The organism is Nocardioides sp. URHA0032 (assembly GCF_000620645.1).
Classification (GTDB): Bacteria; Actinomycetota; Actinomycetes; order Propionibacteriales; family Nocardioidaceae; genus Nocardioides.
In genome coordinates, this window is the sequence record NZ_JIAV01000019.1 from 321,430 (window position 1) to 340,932 (window position 19,503).

General features: G+C 71.0%; 14 protein-coding genes and 1 pseudogene. 9 read left to right on the forward strand and 6 right to left on the reverse strand.

Going from position 1 to position 19,503, the window contains the following annotated elements; genetic code table 11:
• Positions 1 to 39: 39 nt before the first annotated feature.
• The 4 genes from N538_RS0110315 to N538_RS0110335 form a co-directional block, all read right to left on the reverse strand.
• Positions 40 to 1,158: an aminopeptidase P family protein gene (locus N538_RS0110315; RefSeq protein WP_028637248.1), complete on the reverse strand. Its 1,119-nt coding sequence runs from the start codon at positions 1,156 to 1,158 to the stop codon at positions 40 to 42.
• Positions 1,155 to 2,630 carry an MFS transporter gene (locus N538_RS24790; protein ID WP_231496192.1) on the reverse strand — a complete coding sequence of 492 codons (1,476 nt, stop codon included), beginning with the start codon at positions 2,628 to 2,630 and terminating at the stop codon, positions 1,155 to 1,157. The genes N538_RS0110315 and N538_RS24790 overlap by 4 nt, the downstream gene beginning before the upstream one ends.
• 218 nt (positions 2,631 to 2,848) lie before the next feature.
• Positions 2,849 to 3,853 carry a beta-ketoacyl-ACP synthase III gene (locus N538_RS0110325; protein ID WP_051549136.1) on the reverse strand — a complete coding sequence of 335 codons (1,005 nt, stop codon included), beginning with the start codon at positions 3,851 to 3,853 and terminating at the stop codon, positions 2,849 to 2,851.
• A gap of 222 nt (positions 3,854 to 4,075) precedes the next feature.
• Complete coding sequence (locus N538_RS0110335; protein WP_155992041.1) at positions 4,076 to 4,522, reverse strand: hypothetical protein; 447 nt, start codon at positions 4,520 to 4,522, stop codon at positions 4,076 to 4,078.
• Between N538_RS0110335 and N538_RS28375 the strand changes: the two genes are divergently transcribed.
• Positions 4,521 to 4,661: a hypothetical protein gene (locus N538_RS28375; protein WP_155992042.1), complete on the forward strand. Its 141-nt coding sequence runs from the start codon at positions 4,521 to 4,523 to the stop codon at positions 4,659 to 4,661. The genes N538_RS0110335 and N538_RS28375 overlap by 2 nt on opposite strands.
• 79 nt (positions 4,662 to 4,740) lie before the next feature.
• Here N538_RS28375 and N538_RS0110340 read toward each other — a convergent pair whose 3' ends face one another.
• Positions 4,741 to 5,844: a ScyD/ScyE family protein gene (locus N538_RS0110340; RefSeq protein ID WP_028637251.1), complete on the reverse strand. Its 1,104-nt coding sequence runs from the start codon at positions 5,842 to 5,844 to the stop codon at positions 4,741 to 4,743.
• 210 nt (positions 5,845 to 6,054) lie between these two features.
• Here N538_RS0110340 and N538_RS0110345 point away from each other — a divergent pair, with 210 nt between their 5' ends.
• The 4 genes from N538_RS0110345 to N538_RS0110360 all read left to right on the forward strand — a co-directional run bounded on the left by N538_RS0110345 (position 6,055) and on the right by N538_RS0110360 (position 11,907).
• The gene (locus N538_RS0110345) at positions 6,055 to 9,531 is read left to right on the forward strand and encodes an ABC transporter substrate-binding protein (RefSeq protein ID WP_028637252.1); all 3,477 of its coding nucleotides are present in this window, start codon (positions 6,055 to 6,057) and stop codon (positions 9,529 to 9,531) included.
• A gap of 230 nt (positions 9,532 to 9,761) precedes the next feature.
• Positions 9,762 to 9,980 (forward strand): hypothetical protein, encoded by a 219-nt coding sequence (locus tag N538_RS0110350; protein WP_028637253.1) that lies wholly within the window; start codon positions 9,762 to 9,764, stop codon positions 9,978 to 9,980.
• 50 nt (positions 9,981 to 10,030) lie between these two features.
• On the forward strand, positions 10,031 to 11,269 hold the full coding sequence (locus tag N538_RS24795) for a GAF domain-containing sensor histidine kinase (protein ID WP_051549137.1): 1,239 nt from the start codon (positions 10,031 to 10,033) through the stop codon (positions 11,267 to 11,269).
• Complete coding sequence (locus N538_RS0110360; RefSeq protein WP_028637254.1) at positions 11,266 to 11,907, forward strand: response regulator; 642 nt, start codon at positions 11,266 to 11,268, stop codon at positions 11,905 to 11,907. The genes N538_RS24795 and N538_RS0110360 overlap by 4 nt, the downstream gene beginning before the upstream one ends.
• A gap of 378 nt (positions 11,908 to 12,285) precedes the next feature.
• On the opposite strand, the gene N538_RS0110365 is transcribed toward N538_RS0110360, so the two are convergent.
• Entirely contained in the window at positions 12,286 to 16,671 is a 4,386-nt protein-coding gene (locus N538_RS0110365; RefSeq protein WP_331279518.1) for an nSTAND1 domain-containing NTPase, read from the reverse strand.
• On the opposite strand from N538_RS0110365, the gene N538_RS28975 reads away from it, so the two are divergent.
• From N538_RS28975 to N538_RS29610, 4 genes and pseudogenes are all read left to right on the forward strand, one after another.
• Positions 16,670 to 16,906 (forward strand): hypothetical protein, encoded by a 237-nt coding sequence (locus tag N538_RS28975; RefSeq protein ID WP_028637256.1) that lies wholly within the window; start codon positions 16,670 to 16,672, stop codon positions 16,904 to 16,906. The two genes, N538_RS0110365 and N538_RS28975, sit on opposite strands and share 2 nt — an antisense overlap.
• Positions 16,907 to 16,988: 82 nt before the next feature.
• A pseudogene (locus N538_RS0110375) lies at positions 16,989 to 17,306 on the forward strand (hypothetical protein); the annotation flags it as partial.
• A 677-nt stretch (positions 17,307 to 17,983) separates the two neighbouring features.
• A complete protein-coding gene (locus N538_RS0110380) occupies positions 17,984 to 18,988 on the forward strand; it encodes a TolB family protein (protein WP_081790403.1) in 1,005 nt (334 codons plus the stop codon).
• A gap of 256 nt (positions 18,989 to 19,244) precedes the next feature.
• Positions 19,245 to 19,503 (forward strand): helix-turn-helix domain-containing protein (locus N538_RS29610; RefSeq protein ID WP_155991932.1); only part of this gene is annotated, 259 nt, incomplete at its 3' end.

Consider the following 19,503-nt stretch of genomic DNA (forward strand, 5'->3'; position numbering starts at 1 on the left):
CGCCCGTGAACCGCGGTGGGGGTCACCTGCAACGGGTGATCACGCGACGACCTGCAGCGCGCGGTCGGTGTTGTTGAAGCGTCGCCCGCCGCCGGCGGTGACGGTGACGATGTCCTCGATCCGCACGCCGAAGCGGCCGGTGAGGTAGACCCCGGGCTCGACCGAGAAGCACATGCCGGGCACCAGCGGCAGCTCCTCGCCCTCGATCATGTACGGCGGCTCGTGCGTCGTCGTCCCGATCCCGTGCCCGGTCCGGTGGATGAACTGCTCGCCGTACCCCGCGTCGGTGATGACCCTGCGGGCGGCGCGGTCGACCTCCTGGCACGCGATCCCGGGGCGGACGGCGTCGACGCCGGCCTGTTGCGCCAGGCGGACGACCTCGTGCACCTCACGGATCTCGGCGGTCGGCTCGCCGACGCAGACGGTGCGGCTGGTGTCGGAGCCGTAGCCGTCGCGCAGCCCGCCGAAGTCGAGCACCACGCAGTCGCCGACCTCGATGACCCGGTCCCCCGCCTCGTGGTGGGGGTTCGCGCCGTTCGGGCCGGAGCCGACGACGGTGAAGTCGACCCGCTCGTGGCCGAAGCTCCGCAGCAGCTCGGCGAGGTCACGTGCCACGTCGGTCTCCTTGCGCCCGGAGAACCGGACGCCCAGGATCTCGCCGTACGCCGCGTCCGCGGCCGCGCCGGCCGCCTCCAGACGAGCCAGCTCGTTGCCGTCCTTGACCGCGCGCAGCATCGGCAGCCGGTGGGTGAGCGAGTGGTACGCCGTGCCCGGCAGCGCGGCCTGCAGTCCGAGCAGGTGCAGCGCCCAGGCGTTGTCGGAGATGCCGTAGGTGCCGTCCGGGCGGAGCATGGCGCCGGCCGCGGCGAAGGGGTCGGCGCCGTCGGTCCAGTCGGCGAGCGTGGTCGCGCCGGCCCCGACGGCCGCCTCGGCGTCCGGCCGCTCGAGGGTCGGCACGAGCAGCGTCGGCTCCCGGTCTGTGGTCAGGAACAGCATCGTGAGGCGCTCGGTGATCGCGGTCGGCTGGTAGCCGGTGACCCAGTACAGGTCGGGGCCGGGCGTGATCAGCACGCCGTCCAGCCCGGCCGCGCGGCCCTCCTCGACGACGCGGGCCATCCGCGCCGCGTAGTCGTGGCGGGTGAAGGGCACGGCACTCACGAGGCACTCCCTGCGGCCGAGGTCGGGATGGTGTGGAGGTGGGCCGCTGCCGAGGCCGCCGCGTCCTGGATGGTGCCCTGCGCCGCCCGGTGCCGCCGGATGGCGACGAGCGCGAGCAGGATGCCGAGGGCGCTGATCACGGCCATCAGCCAGGACGCGGCGGCGAGGCCGGAGGCGAGGGCGTCGGAGGCGCTGGCGCCGTCGTCGAGGTGGTTGGCCTGGACGCCGCCGTAGATGCTGGCCGCGAGCGCTGTCGCGACCGCCGCCCCGACGTACCGCGCCATGTTGGAGACGCCGGAGGCCTCACCCACCTGCTCCTGCCGGACGCACGAGGTCGCGGCGGACGACGACGGGCCGTTGGAGAGGCCCATCCCGACCGCGATCGCGAGGATCGGCAGCAGGAACGCGGCGTACTGCCACCCGGCGTCGACGAGGCCGATGCCCACGAACCCGGCGGCCATCAGGATGAAGCCGACGCCGATCACCTGGCGGCCGCCGAGCCCGTTCGACAGCCTCGGGACGAACGGCGCGACCACGACGAGCCCGACGGTGGCGGGCAGCGTCGCGAGGCCCGCCTCGAGCGGGCTGAAGCCGAGCGCCGCCGGGTTCTGGAAGTAGAGGCTGAGCAGGTACATCAGGCCGTTGATGGTGCCGGCGCCGATCAGGATCGCCAGGGTGGAGCCGACGAGGATCCGGTTGCGCAGCAGCGCCAGGTCCAGGAGGGGTACGGCGACCCTCTTCTCGGTCAACACGAAGAGGAACCCGGCCACGACCGAACCCGCGAAGCAGCCCAGCGTGGCCGCAGACAGCCAGCCCCAGTCGCCGCTCTTGGTGAACCCGTAGATCAGCGGCGCCAGGGTGAGCGCGATCAGGACGGTGCCGAGGTAGTCGATCGCGCCCGTGCGGTTCTCGTCGCGCGACTCCTGGACGGTCGCGTAGGTGAGCAGCATGCAGACCACGGCGACGCCCGCGTCGATCCAGAACAGGCCCTGCCAGCCGGTGAGGTCGACGAGGAGACCGCCGAGCAGCGGCCCGGCGGCGGCGCCGACCGCGGCCGCGGCCCCCCAGAGCGACACGAACTTCAGCTGCTGGTCGCCCGAGGTCGCCACCGTGAGCAGGCTCAGGCCGCAGGCCAGGATGGTCGCACCCGCGGCGCCCTGGATGAGGCGTCCGGCGATGACCATGCCACCGCTCTGCGCCACGGCGATGAGCACGCACGAGACCACGAACAGGAGCAGGCCGATCTGGAAGATGCGCTTGCGGCCGAACACGTCGCCGAGCGAGCCCGAGGTGATGATCACGGCCGCGCCGACCAGCGAGTAGCCGGTCACCGCCCACTGCAGCGTGTCGACCGACATGCCGGTGTCCTCGCTGATCGCCGGGAGCAGGATGCTCACCGCCGAGGTGTTGGCGTTGACGACGAGCGTCGAGAGGCAGGTGGCCGCGAGCACACCGCTGGTTCGTCCGGGCACGGCCACGACGCTAGGTCGGCCCCACGGGCGGACATTCACCCGATCCGGGCGAGTCGGAGCGGTGCGCTCCGCCGCCACGCTGTCCGGGTGGCGGGCGGTGCCGGACCTGCTGACGATGGCCACGATCGAGCTCTCGGCGGGCTCCATCATCCCGGCGTCCTGGTCGGCACCGGCCTCTCCGCACGCGTCGGCCGGGTCACCGGCGGGTGGCGCGGGCTCTAGGAGGCAGCGACCGGCGGGAGCGTGACGACCTGCGAGGCGTAGCTGAGGCCGGCGCCGAACGCGATCAGCAGGGCGGTGTCCCCGACGCTCGCCTCGCCGCCGCGCAGCATCGCCTCGATGGCCAGCGGCACCGATGCGGCGGACGTGTTGCCCGAGTCCTGGACGTCGCGCGCGACCGCGATCTCGGGCGGGAGCTTGAGGTTGCGGGCCAGGGTCTCGGTGATCCGCAGGTTCGCCTGGTGCGGGATGAACGCGTCGAGGTCCGACATCGCGAGCCCGGCCTCGTCGACGGCCACGCGGGCGACGTCCGCCATCGCGAACGGCGCCCATCGGAAGACCGCCGTGCCCTCCATCTGCACGACGAGCGGGTGCTCCGCGTCGAGCTCGTCGCAGGGCAGCGACTGCGTGATCACGTGGGACTGCGAGCCGTCCGAGCCCCAGGCCACCGGTCCGATGCCGGGCTCGTCGGCAGGGCCCACCACGACGGCGCCCGCACCGTCGGCGAAGATGAACGCGGTGCCGCGGTCGGTGGGGTCCATGAAGGTGCTGAGCCGCTCGACCCCGACGACCAGCACGTAGCGGGAGTTGCCGCCGCGGACCAGGTCGGAGCCGACGGACAGGGCATGGCAGAAGCCCGCACAACCCGCTGAGACGTCGAAGGCCGCGGCCCGCGAGCCGAGCCGGTTCGCCAGCACCGGCGCCGCGGCCGGGGTGTGCTGGACGTGGGTCGACGTCGCGACGATCACCGTGCCGAGGTCGCCGGCGGCGACACCGGCCGCGGCCAGCGCCCGCTCGGCCGCGATAGCCGCCATGTCGAGGAGCGACTCGTCCGCCGCGGCGTACCTCCGGGTCCGGATGCCGGACCGCGTCCGGATCCACTCGTCGCTGGAGTCGAGCACCTCGCAGATCTCATCGTTGGTGACGAGGCGCTCGGGTCGGTAGACCCCGAGCCCGAGCATGGCGGTCGCCGCCGCTCCGGTCCGCTGGCTGATCGTCGCCATCACTGCTCCTGACTCCCGACGGTGTGGTCGAGCGAAGGCTAGACCCACCTGCCGTGAGCCGAGCCCTCGGCTGGGCACACTGTCCCCGGTCGAGGTCGGTCCTACTCGCCCTCGCGTCCGCGGCGGGTAGGAGATGGAGCTCCGATCGGGCCACTCGTGCGCTGGCCTCCGGAACGACCCACCCGCCGAGCGGCGCAGCACCCAGGTCCAGGACACGGTCACCTAGTGCATCGCCGTGGTGGTCTGCAGCGGGTCGACCTGCGCGGCGAGGCATGGGGAGTTCGGGGACAGCCCCGCGGCGATCAGGTCGGCGTGGAGCGCAGCGTTGCTGTCGGCGCGATCCTGCTCTGCCGCGGCGAACGCGTCGGCGTCCCGGGCTCGAGCCTGGCGCACCTCCTCCTGCACGAGTCGTTGCCCGTCACCGAGATCAGCGACTGCCGTCGTCCAAGCGGTACCGCCGGTCGATGGGTCACCGAGACCTTCCAGCTTCGACACGAGCGTGTGGTAGGCCGGGTTGCGGTCGAGGAAGGCAGCGACCTTCGGCAACTGGTCCGGGTCCGGCGCGAACCTGCTGAATCCTGGTAGCCGGAGCAAGTGTTCGGCGTTGTAGTCCGCGTACGACGTGCAGACGGCCTCGGCGCGGTCGACGAATGCAGGGTCGACGGTCATGGATTGGTCCGAGGTGTCCACCGCCGCCGACCCGCCGTCGCTGTCGCTGCTTCCGCAGCCGGAGACGCCGAGCAGCACCACGAACATGGCGGCACAGGTCCTGCTCACCCTTCCCTCGACCCGGGGCGCCGGCCGGTGACGGCGGAGAGGGTTCGTGCCCGGGCTCGCAGGCGGGGTCGTGGCCAGCTCTTCGTGGTCGTCCGGGGAAGCCATGGCCGTCAGCCCTGGTGCCGATCGCTGCGCAGACAGATCGACCAGATGTCGCCGTCCAGGTCGACCACGTACGCCCGCCGACCGACGATCTCCATCGAGGTCGGCCGGTCCAGGCCGGATGCCACGCTGGTCAAGGTGCCGTCGCGACGGACCCGCATCAGCGCCCCGGTGTCGGGGTCCGCGGGCGAGCCCTCGGGATTGCCGGGGGTGAACTCGCCCTGCGAGAGGACGTACAACCCACGGGCGCCGCTCTCGACGTCCACGGCGAGCCGGGCGCCGGCCGCGACCTCGCGGACGGTCGTGCCGCCGGGGCGGAAGGCGACGACCTTCCCGTTCTCGGGCAGGTGAGGCACCGGGCCGGCCTCAGCCATCAGCACCGTGTGGCCACGGCGCTCGAGACCGGTGGGGACGATGTCGTCGAAGGCGATCACCTCGGAGACATTGGCACCCTCGGCGCCGTCGAGGTCGACGCGCAGCACCCTGTTGTGGTGCCCGTCGGTGACCAGCAGGTCGCCGCGCCAAGGCAGCAGCGCGAACTGGACCCCGCTCGGCACGAAGAACGCCGGCGCGGGCGGGTTCGCGATCGCCCAGCTGCCGATGTCGGCCACCGGTGTCACCGTCGTCGGACCGTCCACCCGGTAGATCCCCACGACACTGTCACCGCCGACATCCGATCCGACGAGCGAGACCAGCACGTAGGCAACGCCGTGGACGAAGGCGATGTCCATGGCTCCGCCCGGGCCCTCGAGCACCCGCGTCGGCAGCCCCGATGCCCACGTGGAGACCGCTCCGGAACACCGGTCGATCCGAGCCACCTCGCCGGCGATGCCCTCGACGGCGTACAGCGCCCCGTCTGGACCGATGGTGCTGCCGAGCGCGCCTTCCAGCCCCGAAGCGAGCAACCGCGGCGCCGACCCGGCAGCGCGAAGACGGTCGTGACTGCACGACGACGTGCCGGAGGCCTGCCGCGTCGGCGCCGCCGCACCGGACGTCGAGCTGACCGACGGTGCGGTGGCCGGGGCCGCGAGGACGGCGGCGGGCGCAGACGCCAGCAGCAGCGGGACCGCTGCGGCCAGGCTGAGCATCACGCGCTTGGAGATGTACGACATGGCAGCCTCCAGGGGCTGGGCGAGGTGCCTCACTCGGGAGAGCGGGGTCCGTGGCGCGCAAGGCGTCCCGGCTCCAGGCATTGGAGCCCGGACGGCTTGGAAAGACCTTGCATCCGGGTTGCACGAGCCACGACAACCCGCCCGAGAAGCCTCGTGGAGCGATCCGGAGCGGGTCTACGCTGTGGTGACACCACCAGGATCGACGTGCGCATGAGGGATTCGGACACGGCCGTCGCGTCACTCGCCTTCGGGGTGCTGGGTCCGCTCGAGGCGACGTACGCCGGGAAGCGTGTGCCGCTGGGAGGACGCCAGCAGCGGGTCGTGCTCGCCTTGCTCGTCTGTGAGCTCGGCAGGGTCGTCAGCATCGAGCGCCTGATGCACGAGGTGTGGCGCACCGCCCCGCCCCCGGGCGCGGTCACGAGCCTGCAGACCTACGTGTTCCGCCTTCGCCGGCTGCTGGAGCCGACGCGCGCCCACGGCACCCCCGGACGCGTCCTGGTGACCGTGCCGGGCGGCTACCGGCTCGACATCGACCCGTCATGGGTCGACATGACCGGGTTCGAGCAGGACGTGGCAGCCGGAGACCTCGCAATGCACCTGGGCGCGCTGAATCCTGCGGTCACCGCGTACGGTTCCGCACTCGCGCGATGGCGCGGCGATGTCCTCGCCGACCTCGCCGACCTCGACTTCGTCTTGCCACTGCGGGCACGGCTGGACGAGATGCGCACCTCTGCGCAGCAGTCCCGCGTCCAAGCGCGGCTCGAGCTGGGAGACCACCTCGACGTCCTCGGAGAGCTGGAGGCGCTCGTCGCCGAGCACCCACTGCGCGAGGCCCTGCACGCCCAGCGGATGCTTGCGCTGTACCGATCCGGCCGCCAGTCCGACGCCCTGGCCGCCTACCGGGAGCTGCGGGCGCTGCTGGGGACCGAGCTCGGGATCGACCCCAGCCCGCCGTTGCAGGAGCTCAATAGCAGGATCCTGTCGCAAGACCCGACACTGGCGTGCCGAGGACCACGAGCGGGCCTGCCTGCAACGTCCGGCTCTGCCACCACTCCCGCCCAGACGCCCGCGGCGTCCGCGGAGCGAGCACACGCACCTGCGCCGCGGCCGGGCGGCCGGACGCGTAGCCGCCGGCGGCGGCTGGGCGGGATCGTCGCCGGCATCGCCACCGTGGCGCTCCTGGCGGTCGGAGCGACCATGGCGGGCCGGGACGACCCAGCGGGGCCCCGGTCCCAGCGCGGGGTGCCGGCCAACGCCGCGAGCCAGGTCGACGGGTCCGGATCGATCGTCACCTCGGTGGCTGTCGGAGCGAACCCGATCGCGCTTGCCCTGGCGCGGGACCGGGTGTGGGTCGTCAGCGCCGGCGAAGACACGGTGTCCGAGATCGATCCGTCGACGAGTGCGATCCAGCAGGTGACCAGCGTCGGTCACGATCCACGCGCCGTAGCCGTCACCGGCGACGACCTGTGGGTCACCAACTTCGCCGACGGGACGGTCTCGCGGATCGACGGACCCACCGGCAGGGTGGTCGACACCATCGACGTCGGCAGCGGGCCTGACGCCATCGCTGCAGGCCCGGCCGGACTGTGGGTCGCCAACAGCGGTGACAACACGATCCAGCGGATCAATCCGGTCAGCGGGGTCCCCGCCGTCCCGATCCCGGTCGGCGACGGTCCCGACGGCCTGGCCGTCGACGGCACCTCGGTGTGGGTGGCGAATGGTCGGTCCGGCAGCGTCATGCGGATCGACGGCCGCACCGGGCAGCAGATGACGCCACCGGTCCAGGTCGGCACCGGGCCACGCGGCCTGGCCCGGGCCGGACCCGACGTGTGGGTCGCCGACGAGCTCTCCCAGAGCGTCACCCGGATCGACGTCGCCACCGGGCACACCGACACGATCAGCGTGCCAGACGGACCCACCGCTGTCGCCGCTCTCGGCGACTCGATCTGGGTGGCGGCGAAGTACTCGGGGGCACTGGTCCGCATCGACCCGGACACCGGGCGATCTCACATCATCGACGCCGGCGCGCCCGTCGCGGCCCTGACCGTCGTCGGCGACCACCTGTGGGTCGCGTCTGGTGCCTTCCCGTCCAGCGGCCACCGTGGCGGAACGCTGCGGATCGCCGCAGCGCTGCTGCCGGGCGACATCGCGGGTATCGACCCCGCGGGCATCTACGAGCGCACCACCCTGCACGCCGTCCGCGGTGTCTACGACGGGTTGCTGGCCTACAACTACTCCACCGCGGATCCGCAGGTCCTCGTGCCCGACCTCGCGACCACGGTCCCCGAGCCCACCGATGGCGGCCGGACCTACACCTTCAACCTCCGTCGCGGCATCAGGTACTCGACCGGTGCCGAGGTCAAGGCGTCCGACCTGGTGCGCGGCGTGCATCGAGCGCTGCTGTCACGGTCAGGCCGTCCCGACTTCTACGCCGGCGTCGTGGGAGCCCAGGCGTGCATCGAGCACCCGACCCGGCCGGCGTCGTGCGACCTGGGTCGCGGCGTGGTCGCGGACGACGACGACGGCCGCGTGACCTTCCACCTCACCGCACCCGACCCCCTCTTCCCCTACAAGCTGACCCTCCTGGTCGTCCCGACACCCGCGGGCACACCACTGCGCGACCTGGGATCGGCGCTGCCCGGCACCGGGCCCTACCGGGTCACCGGCTATCGGCCGCACCGGACATTCGACCTCGACCGCAACCCCTACTTCCGACAGTGGTCCGCTCCGGCGCAGCCCGACGGCTTCCCCGACCGCATCACCTGGACACACGTCACCGACGTCCGTGCGGCCGTGGCCGCGGTACGGCAAGGGGACGCTGACCTCGCCGAGCTGACCCCCTTGGGCGAGACCGGCCGGGAGGCGGGTTCGATCGTGGACCGGCTCTCCGTCTCGCTGCCCAGCCGCCTGCACAGCAGCATCGTCCAGGGGATCTACTTCGCAGTGCTGAACTCGTCGGTCGCCCCCTTCGACGACGTCCGGGTCCGCCGGGCCATCAACTACGCGGTCGACCGGGAGGAGGTCGTCGACCTCCTGGGCGGGCCCGCGGTCGCGGCCACCACCTGCCAGCTGCTGCCGCCGAGCATGCCGGGCTACGCCCGGTACTGCCCGTTCACGACCGACGCGGCCCTCAACGGCTACCGAGGCCCCGTGCCGGATCGGGCGGCGCGCCTGGTGACCGAGTCAGGGACGCGCGGGATGGAGGTCGCGGTGACGGACATCGTCGACGACCCCGAACCCCCACTGAGCGCGTACCTGGCCGGCGTTCTGCGGGACCTCGGGTACCGGGCGAGGATCCGCCACCTCCCGAACACCCAGCACAGCGTCGACACCTACTACGGCAACGACAGCGGCATCCAGGTCGAGGCCGGCGGCTGGTTCGCGGACTTCCCCGCTCCGTCGAACTTCTTGGACCTCGTCGGGTGCGGCGCAACCGGCGGGTACCCGTTCAACTACTGCAACCGAGGCCTCGACCGACGGACGGCTGCCGCCGATGCGGCCTTCCGCACCGACCCGACCACCGCGCTGGCCACCTGGGCCGACGTCGACCGCGCCGTCACGGACCACGCGGCGCTCGTGCCGCTCGCCAACCCCGTCAACTGGTGGCTCAACGCCAGACGCGTCGGCAACTACCAGAACGACAGCCGCGACATCGGGCCCCTCCTCAGCCAACTCTGGGTTCGCTGACCGCCGCCCCCGTGCTGTCGCATCGTCGAGGCGACGCCGCCGCACCTGGTAGCGGACACGGCTGCATGGACTCGGCCGATCCTCGAGGGAGATGCGTCGAGGCGATCCCACTGACTCGGGAGCAATGTGGGACTCGTTTGGGACTGCAGGTCCCATGACACGGGCAGGTCGCGCCTTGCAGGCTGTGGCCATACCCCGGCGCTGGGCCGGGACCTCTCGAAGGAGGAGCCATGCTCCGTCAACACCCCGTCCGAGTCCTGTCGGTCGTCGCCCTCGTCACCCTGGGTCTCTTCCTGCTCTCCGCGCCCGGAGCCGACGACTCGAGCGGCGCGTGGTACTACATCAGCGCCTTCGGCTGGTTCGGGTTCCTGATCGGGTTCCTGATCCTCGTGGTCCTGGCCGTCGTCGTCACCGTCCAGAAGGTCCGCGCTCGCGGGCAGCAGGCGTGATCGAGCGATCCCCCTGACGGGCGCCTCTCCCCCATGCGACGCTGTTCGCCATGACCGCTACCGACGGGGCGGTCCCGCGGGCCCGGCGGGTCTCGGCCCGGACGCTGTGGGACCGCTCGGTACACCGAGTGCTCTACACCCTGCTGTTCATGTTCGTGGCCGTCATCATGGCGACACTGGTCGTGCCGCCACTACGGCTGTACTCCGGCGTCCACGAGCAGATCATCGCCTTGGCCGTCATCCTGGTGGTCGCCATCGAGCTCCTCAGCACCCGCCTGCACCGCTTCGTCGACTGGCTCCTCTACGGACAGCGCAGCGACCCGGCGGCAGCGACCGCACGACTGGCCCGCCCGATCGCCAACAGCGACGACGCACACACCTTGGAGGAGCTGCTCGCCGCACTGGCCGAGACGCTGAGACTCTCGTACGTCGGCGTGCGCATCAACCAGCCGGCGAGCATCACCGAGGCGGGGGTGGACGCCGGGTCGGCGACGCTCGCGGTCCCGATCCGTCGTGCCGGTCGCGAGCTCGGTGCGCTGCGTGCGGGACGACGCGGCCAGCCACTCGACCGCCGCGACGAGCGGCTGCTGGAGGCCGCAGCCGCCCAGATCGGGCTCGTCCTGCACGCCCGCTCGCTCACCGAGGAGCTGCGCACGGCCCGCGAGGAGCTGATCTCCGGTGTCGAGGAGGAACGTCGCCGGCTGCGTCGCGACATCCACGACGGCGTGGGTCCCACGCTCGCCGGCATCGCCCTCGGCGCCGAGTCCGCCGACCGAGCGGTGGATCAGAACCCCGCCCGGGCCCACCAGCTGCTGTCCTGCCTCCGCACTGACGTGGCCGGCCTGGTGGCGGAGGTACGCCGCGTCGTTGACGGCCTGCGCCCCGCTCTGCTCGACGAGCTGGGCCTGGTCGGCTCTCTCCAGCAGCTCGGTCGGTCGATCGAGGAACGCACTGGCGTGGCAGTCACCGTCGACGCCTCCGACCAGGTGTCGCTACCCGCGGCCGTGGAGGTCGCGGCGTACCGCATCGCTGCCGAGGCACTCACCAATCTCGCGCGCCACGCCACGCCCCAGCGAGCCTGGGTGCGCGTCCAGGCCGTCGACCAGAACCTGCTGCTCGAGATCTCCGACGACGGCTGCGGCGGCGCCGGTGACCGGCCGGGCGGGATCGGCATGGGCTCGATGCGCCAACGAGCCGAGGACGTCGGCGGAACCCTCGAGGTCACGAGCGGCGTGGCAGGAACCGTCGTCCGGGCACGGCTCCCGCTCCAGACGGCGGTGTCGGCATGACCGTGCTCCGCGTCGTCGCCGTCGACGACCACCCGGTCTTCCTGCGGGGTCTGGTGGCCTGTCTCGAGGACGCGCCCGACGTCGAGATCGCGGGACTCGCAGCCGACGGCGAGTCCGCGCTCGAGGTCATCGCAGCGACCGACCCCGACGTCGTGCTGCTCGACCTCAACCTGCCGCGCCTCGACGGCGTCGGGGTGCTCGAACGGCTCCGGTCGTCCGGGGCGGACGTCCCGGTCCTGATGCTGACGATGTACGAGGACGAGCGCGCCCTCCGCGCCGCCTTCGATGCGGGTGCCCGGGGCTACCTCCTCAAGGGATCTGACCAGGCGGCGGTCCTGGCTGCCCTGCGCACCGTCGCCGGCGGCGGAGTGGTCGTCGGACGGGAGCTCGCCGACCGACTCACCAGCCTGATGAGCGCACCTCCGGCCCACGCCGCGCCACGTCGGGTCGCCGACCTGAGCGAGCGCGAGACGGAGGTCCTGGCGCTGATCGCAGCCGGGCGCAGCAACACCGAGATCGTCCAGGAGCTGGTGGTCAGCGCCAAGACCGTCCGCAACCACATCACCCGCATCTTCACGAAGCTCGGCGCAGCAAACCGCGTCGAGGCGATCGCGCGGGCCCGGGAGCTCGGGCTGTGACCCTGAGAGCTCCGCTGACGGAGGAGCAGGACTCAGCGGCTCGACTGCCCGGTCGGAGCGCGTCGGGACCTGCTTCGGCATACTGCCGGCGGATCGGCGAGGCCGCTCGAACTGCACCGGGGTCGTCCCGTGCTTTCTCCGACGGCATCCCCGATCCTCCGCCTCCGTGGGGGATAGGAAATTCAGTCCTGACCAGCGCTCTTGAACGCTTACCCGCGCAAACAGCCCGCCAGTCCAGAACGCAATCCAGTTCCGCACGTGGCCAACGCAACCAGCGGCCACCGCGACGGCGAACTGAACTCGTTTCGAGTTCGGCGGCAGAGCGTTGGTCCGATGTAGGCAAGTCGCGTAGGCGGACTCCAGGTGAGCACGGGAGCGTCATCCGTCCTGGTCCGGGCAGACTGATCGGTAGGGCTGGGCGGGGAGGAAGTCTTCCCACTCGCGGTCGGTCAGGTTCCGTCCGGCCATCTGGCACGCGTAGTCGAGTGCCCGGTCGGGGTCGGTCTCCCAGCGGTAGACCGCGCCGTCGTACGACGCGATGGCGACGTCGTGGCTGTCGCCGATGAACTGCGCGCTGGCCGGGACCGGGTCTTCCAGGCGAGGTGAGTGCACGGTGCCGAGCAGATCGAGTGTCGTGGCGTCCCACAGGCTGACTCCGCCGTCGTCGGCGCCGGAGACCAGGAGCTCGCCGTCGGCGGAGTAGTCGAGCCAGAGCATCTCGGCATCGAGGCTGGTGGATCGCCGTTCGTCCCCGGTCGAGACATCGATGGTGGTGAGGTCCCCGGTGCCTCCGGCCACCGCGACCGTCGAGCCGTCCGGAGAGGCAGCCGAGGCGATCGGACGCATGCCGAGGTCCCCCTCGGACAAGACCTCGCCCGTTCGGACGTCGATCACCCGCCAGTGCAGCGAGGTCAGGTCGGCGGACACCTCCTGAACCATCGCGGTGCTTCCGTCCCCGATCGGGATGACTCTCTGGGCCGGGCCCTCGTGCGCGCCTCCCCGTGGTCGAAGCGTCTCGGCGTCAAGGACGAAGGTCCGTTCGGGGGTGGCCATGAGCAGGTCGCGGCCCCCGTCGACGTACGCCAGCCCCAGGACGGGGCCGCCCGCCAGAGGCCGGTGCCGGATGAGCTCGCCCGTCGCGGAGTCGAGTAAGGTCACGATGCCCTCGGAGCAGGGGCCGTCGGTGCACGAGTAAGTGACGTAGTTCGCGCCGTCGGGATGCCAGCTACTCCGAGCCGCGGAGTCCTCCGCAACCGGGAGGCGCGTCGGCGCGCTCCGTTCTCCCGTGGCTGTGTCGACGAATCTGATCCATCCTGCGCCCGTTTCGTCGAGCCAGCGGTAGGCCATCTGCTGTCCGTCCGGGGAGAAGTCGGCCTGCGCGAACACGTCGGCGTCGCGGAGGTGGGTGGTCCGCTGCAGGTAGGTGTCCTCCATCGACAGGTCCCGGGTGCGCAGCATCGAGTCGCCGCCGCCTTCGTAGACCACGTCGCCGTCCGGGCTGAAGCCCACGCCCCACTGATCGGGCGTGTCCCACCGTTCGAGAGGCCGGCCGGTGGCGGTGTTCCAGATGATGATCTCGCCGTCGCGGGAGTGCGATCCCAGCAGCGAGCCGTCGGGTGAGAACCGGAGGTCGCGGACCCAGTCCCGGTGTCCACGCAGGGTGTGGACCGTCGCTCCCGTGGCCGCACTGACCAGGAGCGCCTTCTTTCCCGTGAACGACTGACCCGTGGCCCCGACTGCCAGCAGTGTCCCGTCGGGGCTCGCCTCGAGAACGAGATACGACCAGACGTGCGCGCGCCGCCAGATCGCCTTGCCGGTCGCCACGTCCCACGCCGTCAGCGGCCAGCTGGTGTAGAGGGTATGGCCGTCACGGCTGAGGACGACCCCTTGGTCATCGGTTCCGATGGGCACCCGGATCGGCGGCGCCGGCGGGGAGTGGAGGTCCCAGACCACCGCATACCCTGGGTAGCTGCCTGCCTCGGTCGTCCCTCGGGGCTGCCGCTTCACAGTAGCGGCGAGGTAGCGGCCGTCGCCGCTGAAGGAGGGTGGGGCGTAGGAGTCCCACAGCGGCTCGTGGCCGAGGATGCCAAGCTTCCGCGTCGGCTGCATGTTGTTTGGGTCCAGCAGGCGGACGGGCTCCCTGGAGCGCTGGTCTTCCAGGACGACCGCGAGCTGTGTGCTGTCGGGGCTGAACGCCGAGAGGAGCGATCCCGACGTGCCTGTGGGCCGATGGGCGTCGTAGCTGCGCAGCAGCCGGCTGGTGGACGCGTCGTAGAGGTGCATCTGATTCTGCTCGTCCGAGGACGCGATCCACCGGCCGTCTGGACTCACGGCCAAAGACTCGAGGAAGCCGCCCGCGGGTGGCTCCGAGCGGACCAGGTTCGGTCTCTTGTCGAGAGCGGCCACCAGATTGGCCAGGGTCTCCGGCGAGTGGTCCAGTCGCGCGCCTGCGGCGGCGAGCAGCAGCGAGAGGCTGATGTCGTCGACGACCTGGGATCGGGTCCCGATGCGTCGTGCGTCTGCGGAGAGGGCCGCCTGTTCCGCGTGTGCGGCGTTCTCGTTCGCTCGCTCGGACTGGACCACCGCCAGCATCCCGGCGACCAGCGCGATCACGAGGAGTGCGGCGGCGCCGCCCAGGACGAGCCGGAGTCGACGGATCATCCGAGCCTGAGTACGTGCGCGTTCGATGATGCTGTGCTGCTCGGCCTCGGCGTGGTGGGAGGACGCCTCGAGGAACTGCTCCTCGGCCTCGGTGAGGGCGGTGCCCTCCTGGGCGCTCCAGTCGAGCGCCCGGCTCAGCCGGATGCCGCGGTAGAGCTCGCTGTCTGGACGGCCGAGCGCCTTCCAGGCGTCGGCGGCGGCCGAGAGGTGGTGGCGGATCCGCTGGCCCTCGATGTCGTCGTCGAGCCACCCGCGGAGCCGGGGCCAGGCTCGGGTGAGGGCCTCGTGGGTGATCTCGAGGGCGCCGTCGTCGCTGGTGACCAACCGGGCGGTGACCAGCATCTCGATGAGTTGTTCGTGCTCGGCGTCCGTGCCGACCAGGCGCCGCGGCACCCGGGTGCGGACCGGTTCGCCCTCGGGGCCGGGGGAGACCAGGCGTAGGACGAGGTCGCGCAGGAGGTGTCTCTGCTCCACCGTGACTCGGGAGTAGAGACCCTCGGCCGACTGGGCCACGGCTCCGTTGATGCCGCCGCTCGCTCGGTAGCCGGCCACCGTGAGCGTGCTGCCCTCGCGGCGCTTCCAGGTCTCCAGCAGCGCGTGCGACATCAGGGGCAGCGCCCCGGGGTCGTTCCTGACCTCGCGGACGAGGAGGTCGACCAGGCCCGGCTCGATCAGCAGCCCCGCCTGACGGGCCGGGGTCTCCACCGCGCTGCGCAGGCCCTCCTCGTCCAGCCCGCCGACCAGGTACATGCCGCGTTCGACGAGCCGGCTGAAGCCCGGGTGGGTGGCGAGGTCGGCCAGGTGGTCGGCGCGCAGGGCGACGACCACGGTCCGGCTCGCGGCCTCAGCGGTCAGCGTGCGGAGGAACTCCCGCTGCTCCTCGGGGGTCTTGCACAGCGAGAACAGCTCCTCGCACTGGTCGACGAGCAGGGCCGCCCCGCGTGGGGCGTGCGCGAGCGCGGTCAGCGACTCCATCGGGTGGGCGCCGGGCGTGATCGTCTCGCTGGGTTGCCCGCTACGTCGCAGGGCCGCCGCGACTCCGGCCCGCAGCAGCGAGGACTTGCCCGAGCCCGAGGGACCCACCATGGCGAGCACCGGGGTCCGGGCCAGGATCTCCAGGCAGGCGGCGACGTCGGCGTCCCGCCCGAAGAACCAGTCGGCGTCCTCGACGCCGTACGGCCGCAGGCCCAGCCACGGGCAGCTCGCCGACGGGGCGGGCGCATCGGCGACCAGCAACGAGGAGTCCTGCCGCAGGATCGAGGTCTCGAGCGCGACCACGTCGGGGCCAGGGTCGATGCCCAGATGCTGGGTCAGGACCCCTTTGAGCTGGTGGATCGTGCGCAGCGCCTCGCCTTGCTGCCCGGACTGGTACTGGGCGCGGGCCAGCAACACCCAGCGATGCTCACGCAGCGGCGCGGCGCGGACCAGAACGTGCGCATCGGAGAGGACCTCGCGGTACCGCCCGGCCCGCAGCAGAGCGTCGACCCGGAGCTCCTCGGCCTCCAGGCGCAGCTCGGACAGCCGGGTGCCGGCCGCAACCGCCGGCTCCCAGCTCTCCAGGTCGGCGAAGGCCTCCCCGTGCCACAGGGCCAGCGCGTCGGTCAGCAGGTACGCCGCCCGGTCGGCCTCCCCGAGGGTGAGCAGCTCCCGGGCCCGGCCGACCTGGTCCTCGAACCGCAGCGAGTCCACCTCCTCGGTGGACAGGTGCAACACGTAGCCGTGCGGTGACGTCTGGACCGCGTCCCGCCCCAGCACCTTGCGGATCCGGACCACGCAACCCTGCAGGATCTTGCCGGCCGACGCCGGAGGGCGCTCCCCCCAAAGCGCGTCGAAGAGCTGGTCGGCGCTCACCGGGTGTCCGGGATTGGTCGCCAGCGATGCAAGAACCACGCGGTCCCGCCGACCCAGCGTTCCCGAGCCATCCACCGTCAGCGGGCCGAGCACCGTGATGCCCATCCACTCACAGTCCTCCCGGGCACAGGCGCAGTCAACGGGGCCGATACCGAGGCGATACCGCTCCCGCACCACCGCGATACCGCCCGATGTCACAACAGAGACCCAAACCGGGGACACCAGCCCCGACCACCCGAGGAGACACATCATGAACACCACCAACGCCCGCCTCGCCGCGGCCACCGCCACTGCCGCCACCGCGGCCGTGGTGGCCCTTGGACCCGTGAGTGCGTCGCCTGCCAACGCCAACCGCCCTGCCCCGAGCGAGGGTTGTTCGACCACCCCGAGAGCCAGCACCGCGTCCATGGACATCGACCAGATCGTCACCATGCTGAAAGTGCAGAGGGCGCAGTACCTGATCGACCACCCGCGCCTGCTGCGCTGAACGGCCCGGACACAGCGAGACCGGCGCCGGGCCAGCCCGAGCTCGACGCCGAGCACGTCGCGCTGGTCCGGCAGGGTGGTACCAGCATCCCTCGATGGCTGACACACAGCGCTATCGGGATGGCGAGAGATGGACGGATCACATCGCTCCAGGCGTGCCCGCTTCCCATCAGCCGGTGCTGGCCAGGCACCAGCCCGACGACCACAGCGGGCTGGTGACGGCAGGGATCCTTACGGCGATATTTCTGCCTCTGATCGGCTTCATCATCGGCATCGTCTTGGTCGCCAAGAACAAGGTCGGGATCGGAATCGGCTGCATGATCTTGGCGATCTTGGCGTTTGCCTTCTGGTACAACGTGCTCGCACCCGACCCCGCGCCGACCTACTACTACGGCAACTGAAGTCCGCGGACCTGGGAAGTTACGCGGATACGCTTCCACGAGCGGTGTCTGCGAGCTCGGCGGTCACGACCATCGGGTCGGTTCCCGGTTCCAGATGGATCCGTTCGGCTCCGACGGCGGCAAGCACGTTCTCGATCGAAGTCAGCAGCTGGCGAGGAAGTGGCGGGTACTGCCGTCGGCGGGCAGTCGTTGTCGACGAGGCCACCGGCACGGAACCGGAAGGCACCGGCGGCGGCTGTTGCGCGCGCACGGTCATCGGGTTCCTTCGGGCGAAGTGATGGGTCGACATGCGCCCCGACCGGGAGGACCATCGGGTCAAGACGATGGAGGGTGTCATGTTCTGGGTCATCGCTCTGGTTTGTGCGGCGGTTCTGTGTCTGGGCGCCTACTTGTACGACCGGCGGAACCGTCGACGGGGTAAAGCGCCTGGAACAGGTGAACCGACCTATCCGGACGACGACCTCGGCCGCCGCTCGCCGTGGCAGGACTTCGGGGGTGGCGGGGGCTCGTAGACCGCGCGCCCAAGCCTCTGCGCTTTCCCGGCCTAGTGCGCACATCGCGGCGTGAGCGTGCGTTTCGTACTTGGCCGTCTGTCGGTCAGGACCATTCGCGGCCGTAGAAAGGGGCCACTTCGGGGCGTACGGTCGCCTTGGCACGGCACACCTAAGGGGAATCGGATGAAACGATCCATCGCCATACTGGCAGCGGTCGTGACCGCATCGAGCGTGCTCCTTGCCGCCGCACCGGCCCACGCTACGGCCCACGGGAAGAACGGACGGATCGCGTTCCGGCGGTACGCCAACGCCGACCAGACGCGGGGCGACATCTTCACGAGCACGGCTCACGGCACCCGCGAACGGCAGGTGACCCACACGAAGCGGACACGGCTGGCCACCGAGCCGGACTGGTCGCCGAACGGTCGTTGGATTGAGTATCAGGTGGCCCGGCACGGGGACATCGACCACTCCCGTCTGTACAAGATTCATCCCAACGGCAGGCATCGGACATTCATCAGTGCCTCCTGCCAGGCGCCTTGCCTGTCGGATGGCTTCGCCCAGTGGTCGCCGCACGGCAGAAGGATCGCGTTCCAGCGCCAGTTCGGACCTGTCAGCGACCCGACGTTCTTGTTCGCCCTGTTCGTGATGCGGGCCAACGGGACCCATGCCCGGCAGATCACGCATCGCGGCGCCGACCCACTGGTCGACCATCGTTTCCAGGACCACGCGCCCACGTGGTCCCCCACTGCCAAGCGCCTTGCCTTCGAGCGTACGGACGGCAAGACCGACCTCCGCGCCATCTGCACGGTTCGACTGGACGGCACTCACCGCAAGCGGATGACTCGCTGGAAGTTGGATGCATCGCAGCCCGACTGGTCGCCTAACGGTCGGTGGATCATGTTCCGGTCGAAGGAGGGCTCAGACGACTCGGGGAACGTGTGGTTGGTGCACCCCAACGGGACCAACCTTCACCGCGTGACGCACACGGCTCCCGGAACCGGCAAGTGGGCCTCGGGCTCGTTCTCGCCCAGCGGCCGATCGATTGTCGCCGGGAAGTCCCCCGGGGTAGGCAACGCCGGCAACGCCGATGTCTATGTCATGAGGCTGAACGGCAGCCACTTGCGGAACATCACGACCTCCGCCGCCTGGGAGAGCGCCCCCGATTGGGGACCCCGGCGGCGATAGGAGCCGCCACCTGAACGAGCGGAGTGTCGCTGGCACCGGCCGCGCCTGATGAAGCGCAGCGGTGCGACGGGCATCGAGATGAGCGCGCCGTCATGACGAGAGATCCGAGGGAGTCCGCTCGCACTTCTGGGACTGAACGTCCTTGTCATCGGCATGCGCGCGCGGATCGCGGCAGGTCCGGGCGACCGTAGCCGCCCTCAACGCAGGGGCGCTCTCAATGAGTCATCGCAACACTTCCTGATTGAAGGAGGTCGCGATGGCGCGTCAGAGCTATCAGCGGTTGTCGCCTGCAGACATCGACGAGATCTGGAGGCGGTTGCGGTCCGGGCACTCGGTCAAGCCGACTGCTCGGGCTCTGGGTCTGCCGACCAGCACGGTGCGGACCTACCTGATTCGGTGCGGTGGGATCAGACCTGATCCACGACATCGAGCAGTCGGTCGATTGAGCCTCGAAGAGCGCGAAGAGATCTCGCGTGGTCTGGCCGCCGGGTTGTCGCTTCGGGCGATCGCGGCAG

Coding starts and splice junctions, on each gene's coding strand:
- N538_RS0110365 (WP_331279518.1), bottom strand. CDS start 16,671: ATGATGTGTCTCCTCGGGTGGTCGGGGCTGGTGTCCCCGGTTTGGGTC.
- N538_RS28975 (WP_028637256.1), top strand. CDS start 16,670: ATGAACACCACCAACGCCCGCCTCGCCGCGGCCACCGCCACTGCCGCC.
- N538_RS0110335 (WP_155992041.1), bottom strand. CDS start 4,522: ATGACCGTCGACCCTGCATTCGTCGACCGCGCCGAGGCCGTCTGCACG.
- N538_RS0110380 (WP_081790403.1), top strand. CDS start 17,984: ATGAAACGATCCATCGCCATACTGGCAGCGGTCGTGACCGCATCGAGC.
- N538_RS0110345 (WP_028637252.1), top strand. CDS start 6,055: ATGAGGGATTCGGACACGGCCGTCGCGTCACTCGCCTTCGGGGTGCTG.
- N538_RS0110350 (WP_028637253.1), top strand. CDS start 9,762: ATGCTCCGTCAACACCCCGTCCGAGTCCTGTCGGTCGTCGCCCTCGTC.
- N538_RS24795 (WP_051549137.1), top strand. CDS start 10,031: ATGACCGCTACCGACGGGGCGGTCCCGCGGGCCCGGCGGGTCTCGGCC.
- N538_RS28375 (WP_155992042.1), top strand. CDS start 4,521: ATGGATTGGTCCGAGGTGTCCACCGCCGCCGACCCGCCGTCGCTGTCG.
- N538_RS0110325 (WP_051549136.1), bottom strand. CDS start 3,853: ATGGCGACGATCAGCCAGCGGACCGGAGCGGCGGCGACCGCCATGCTC.
- N538_RS0110360 (WP_028637254.1), top strand. CDS start 11,266: ATGACCGTGCTCCGCGTCGTCGCCGTCGACGACCACCCGGTCTTCCTG.
- N538_RS0110340 (WP_028637251.1), bottom strand. CDS start 5,844: ATGTCGTACATCTCCAAGCGCGTGATGCTCAGCCTGGCCGCAGCGGTC.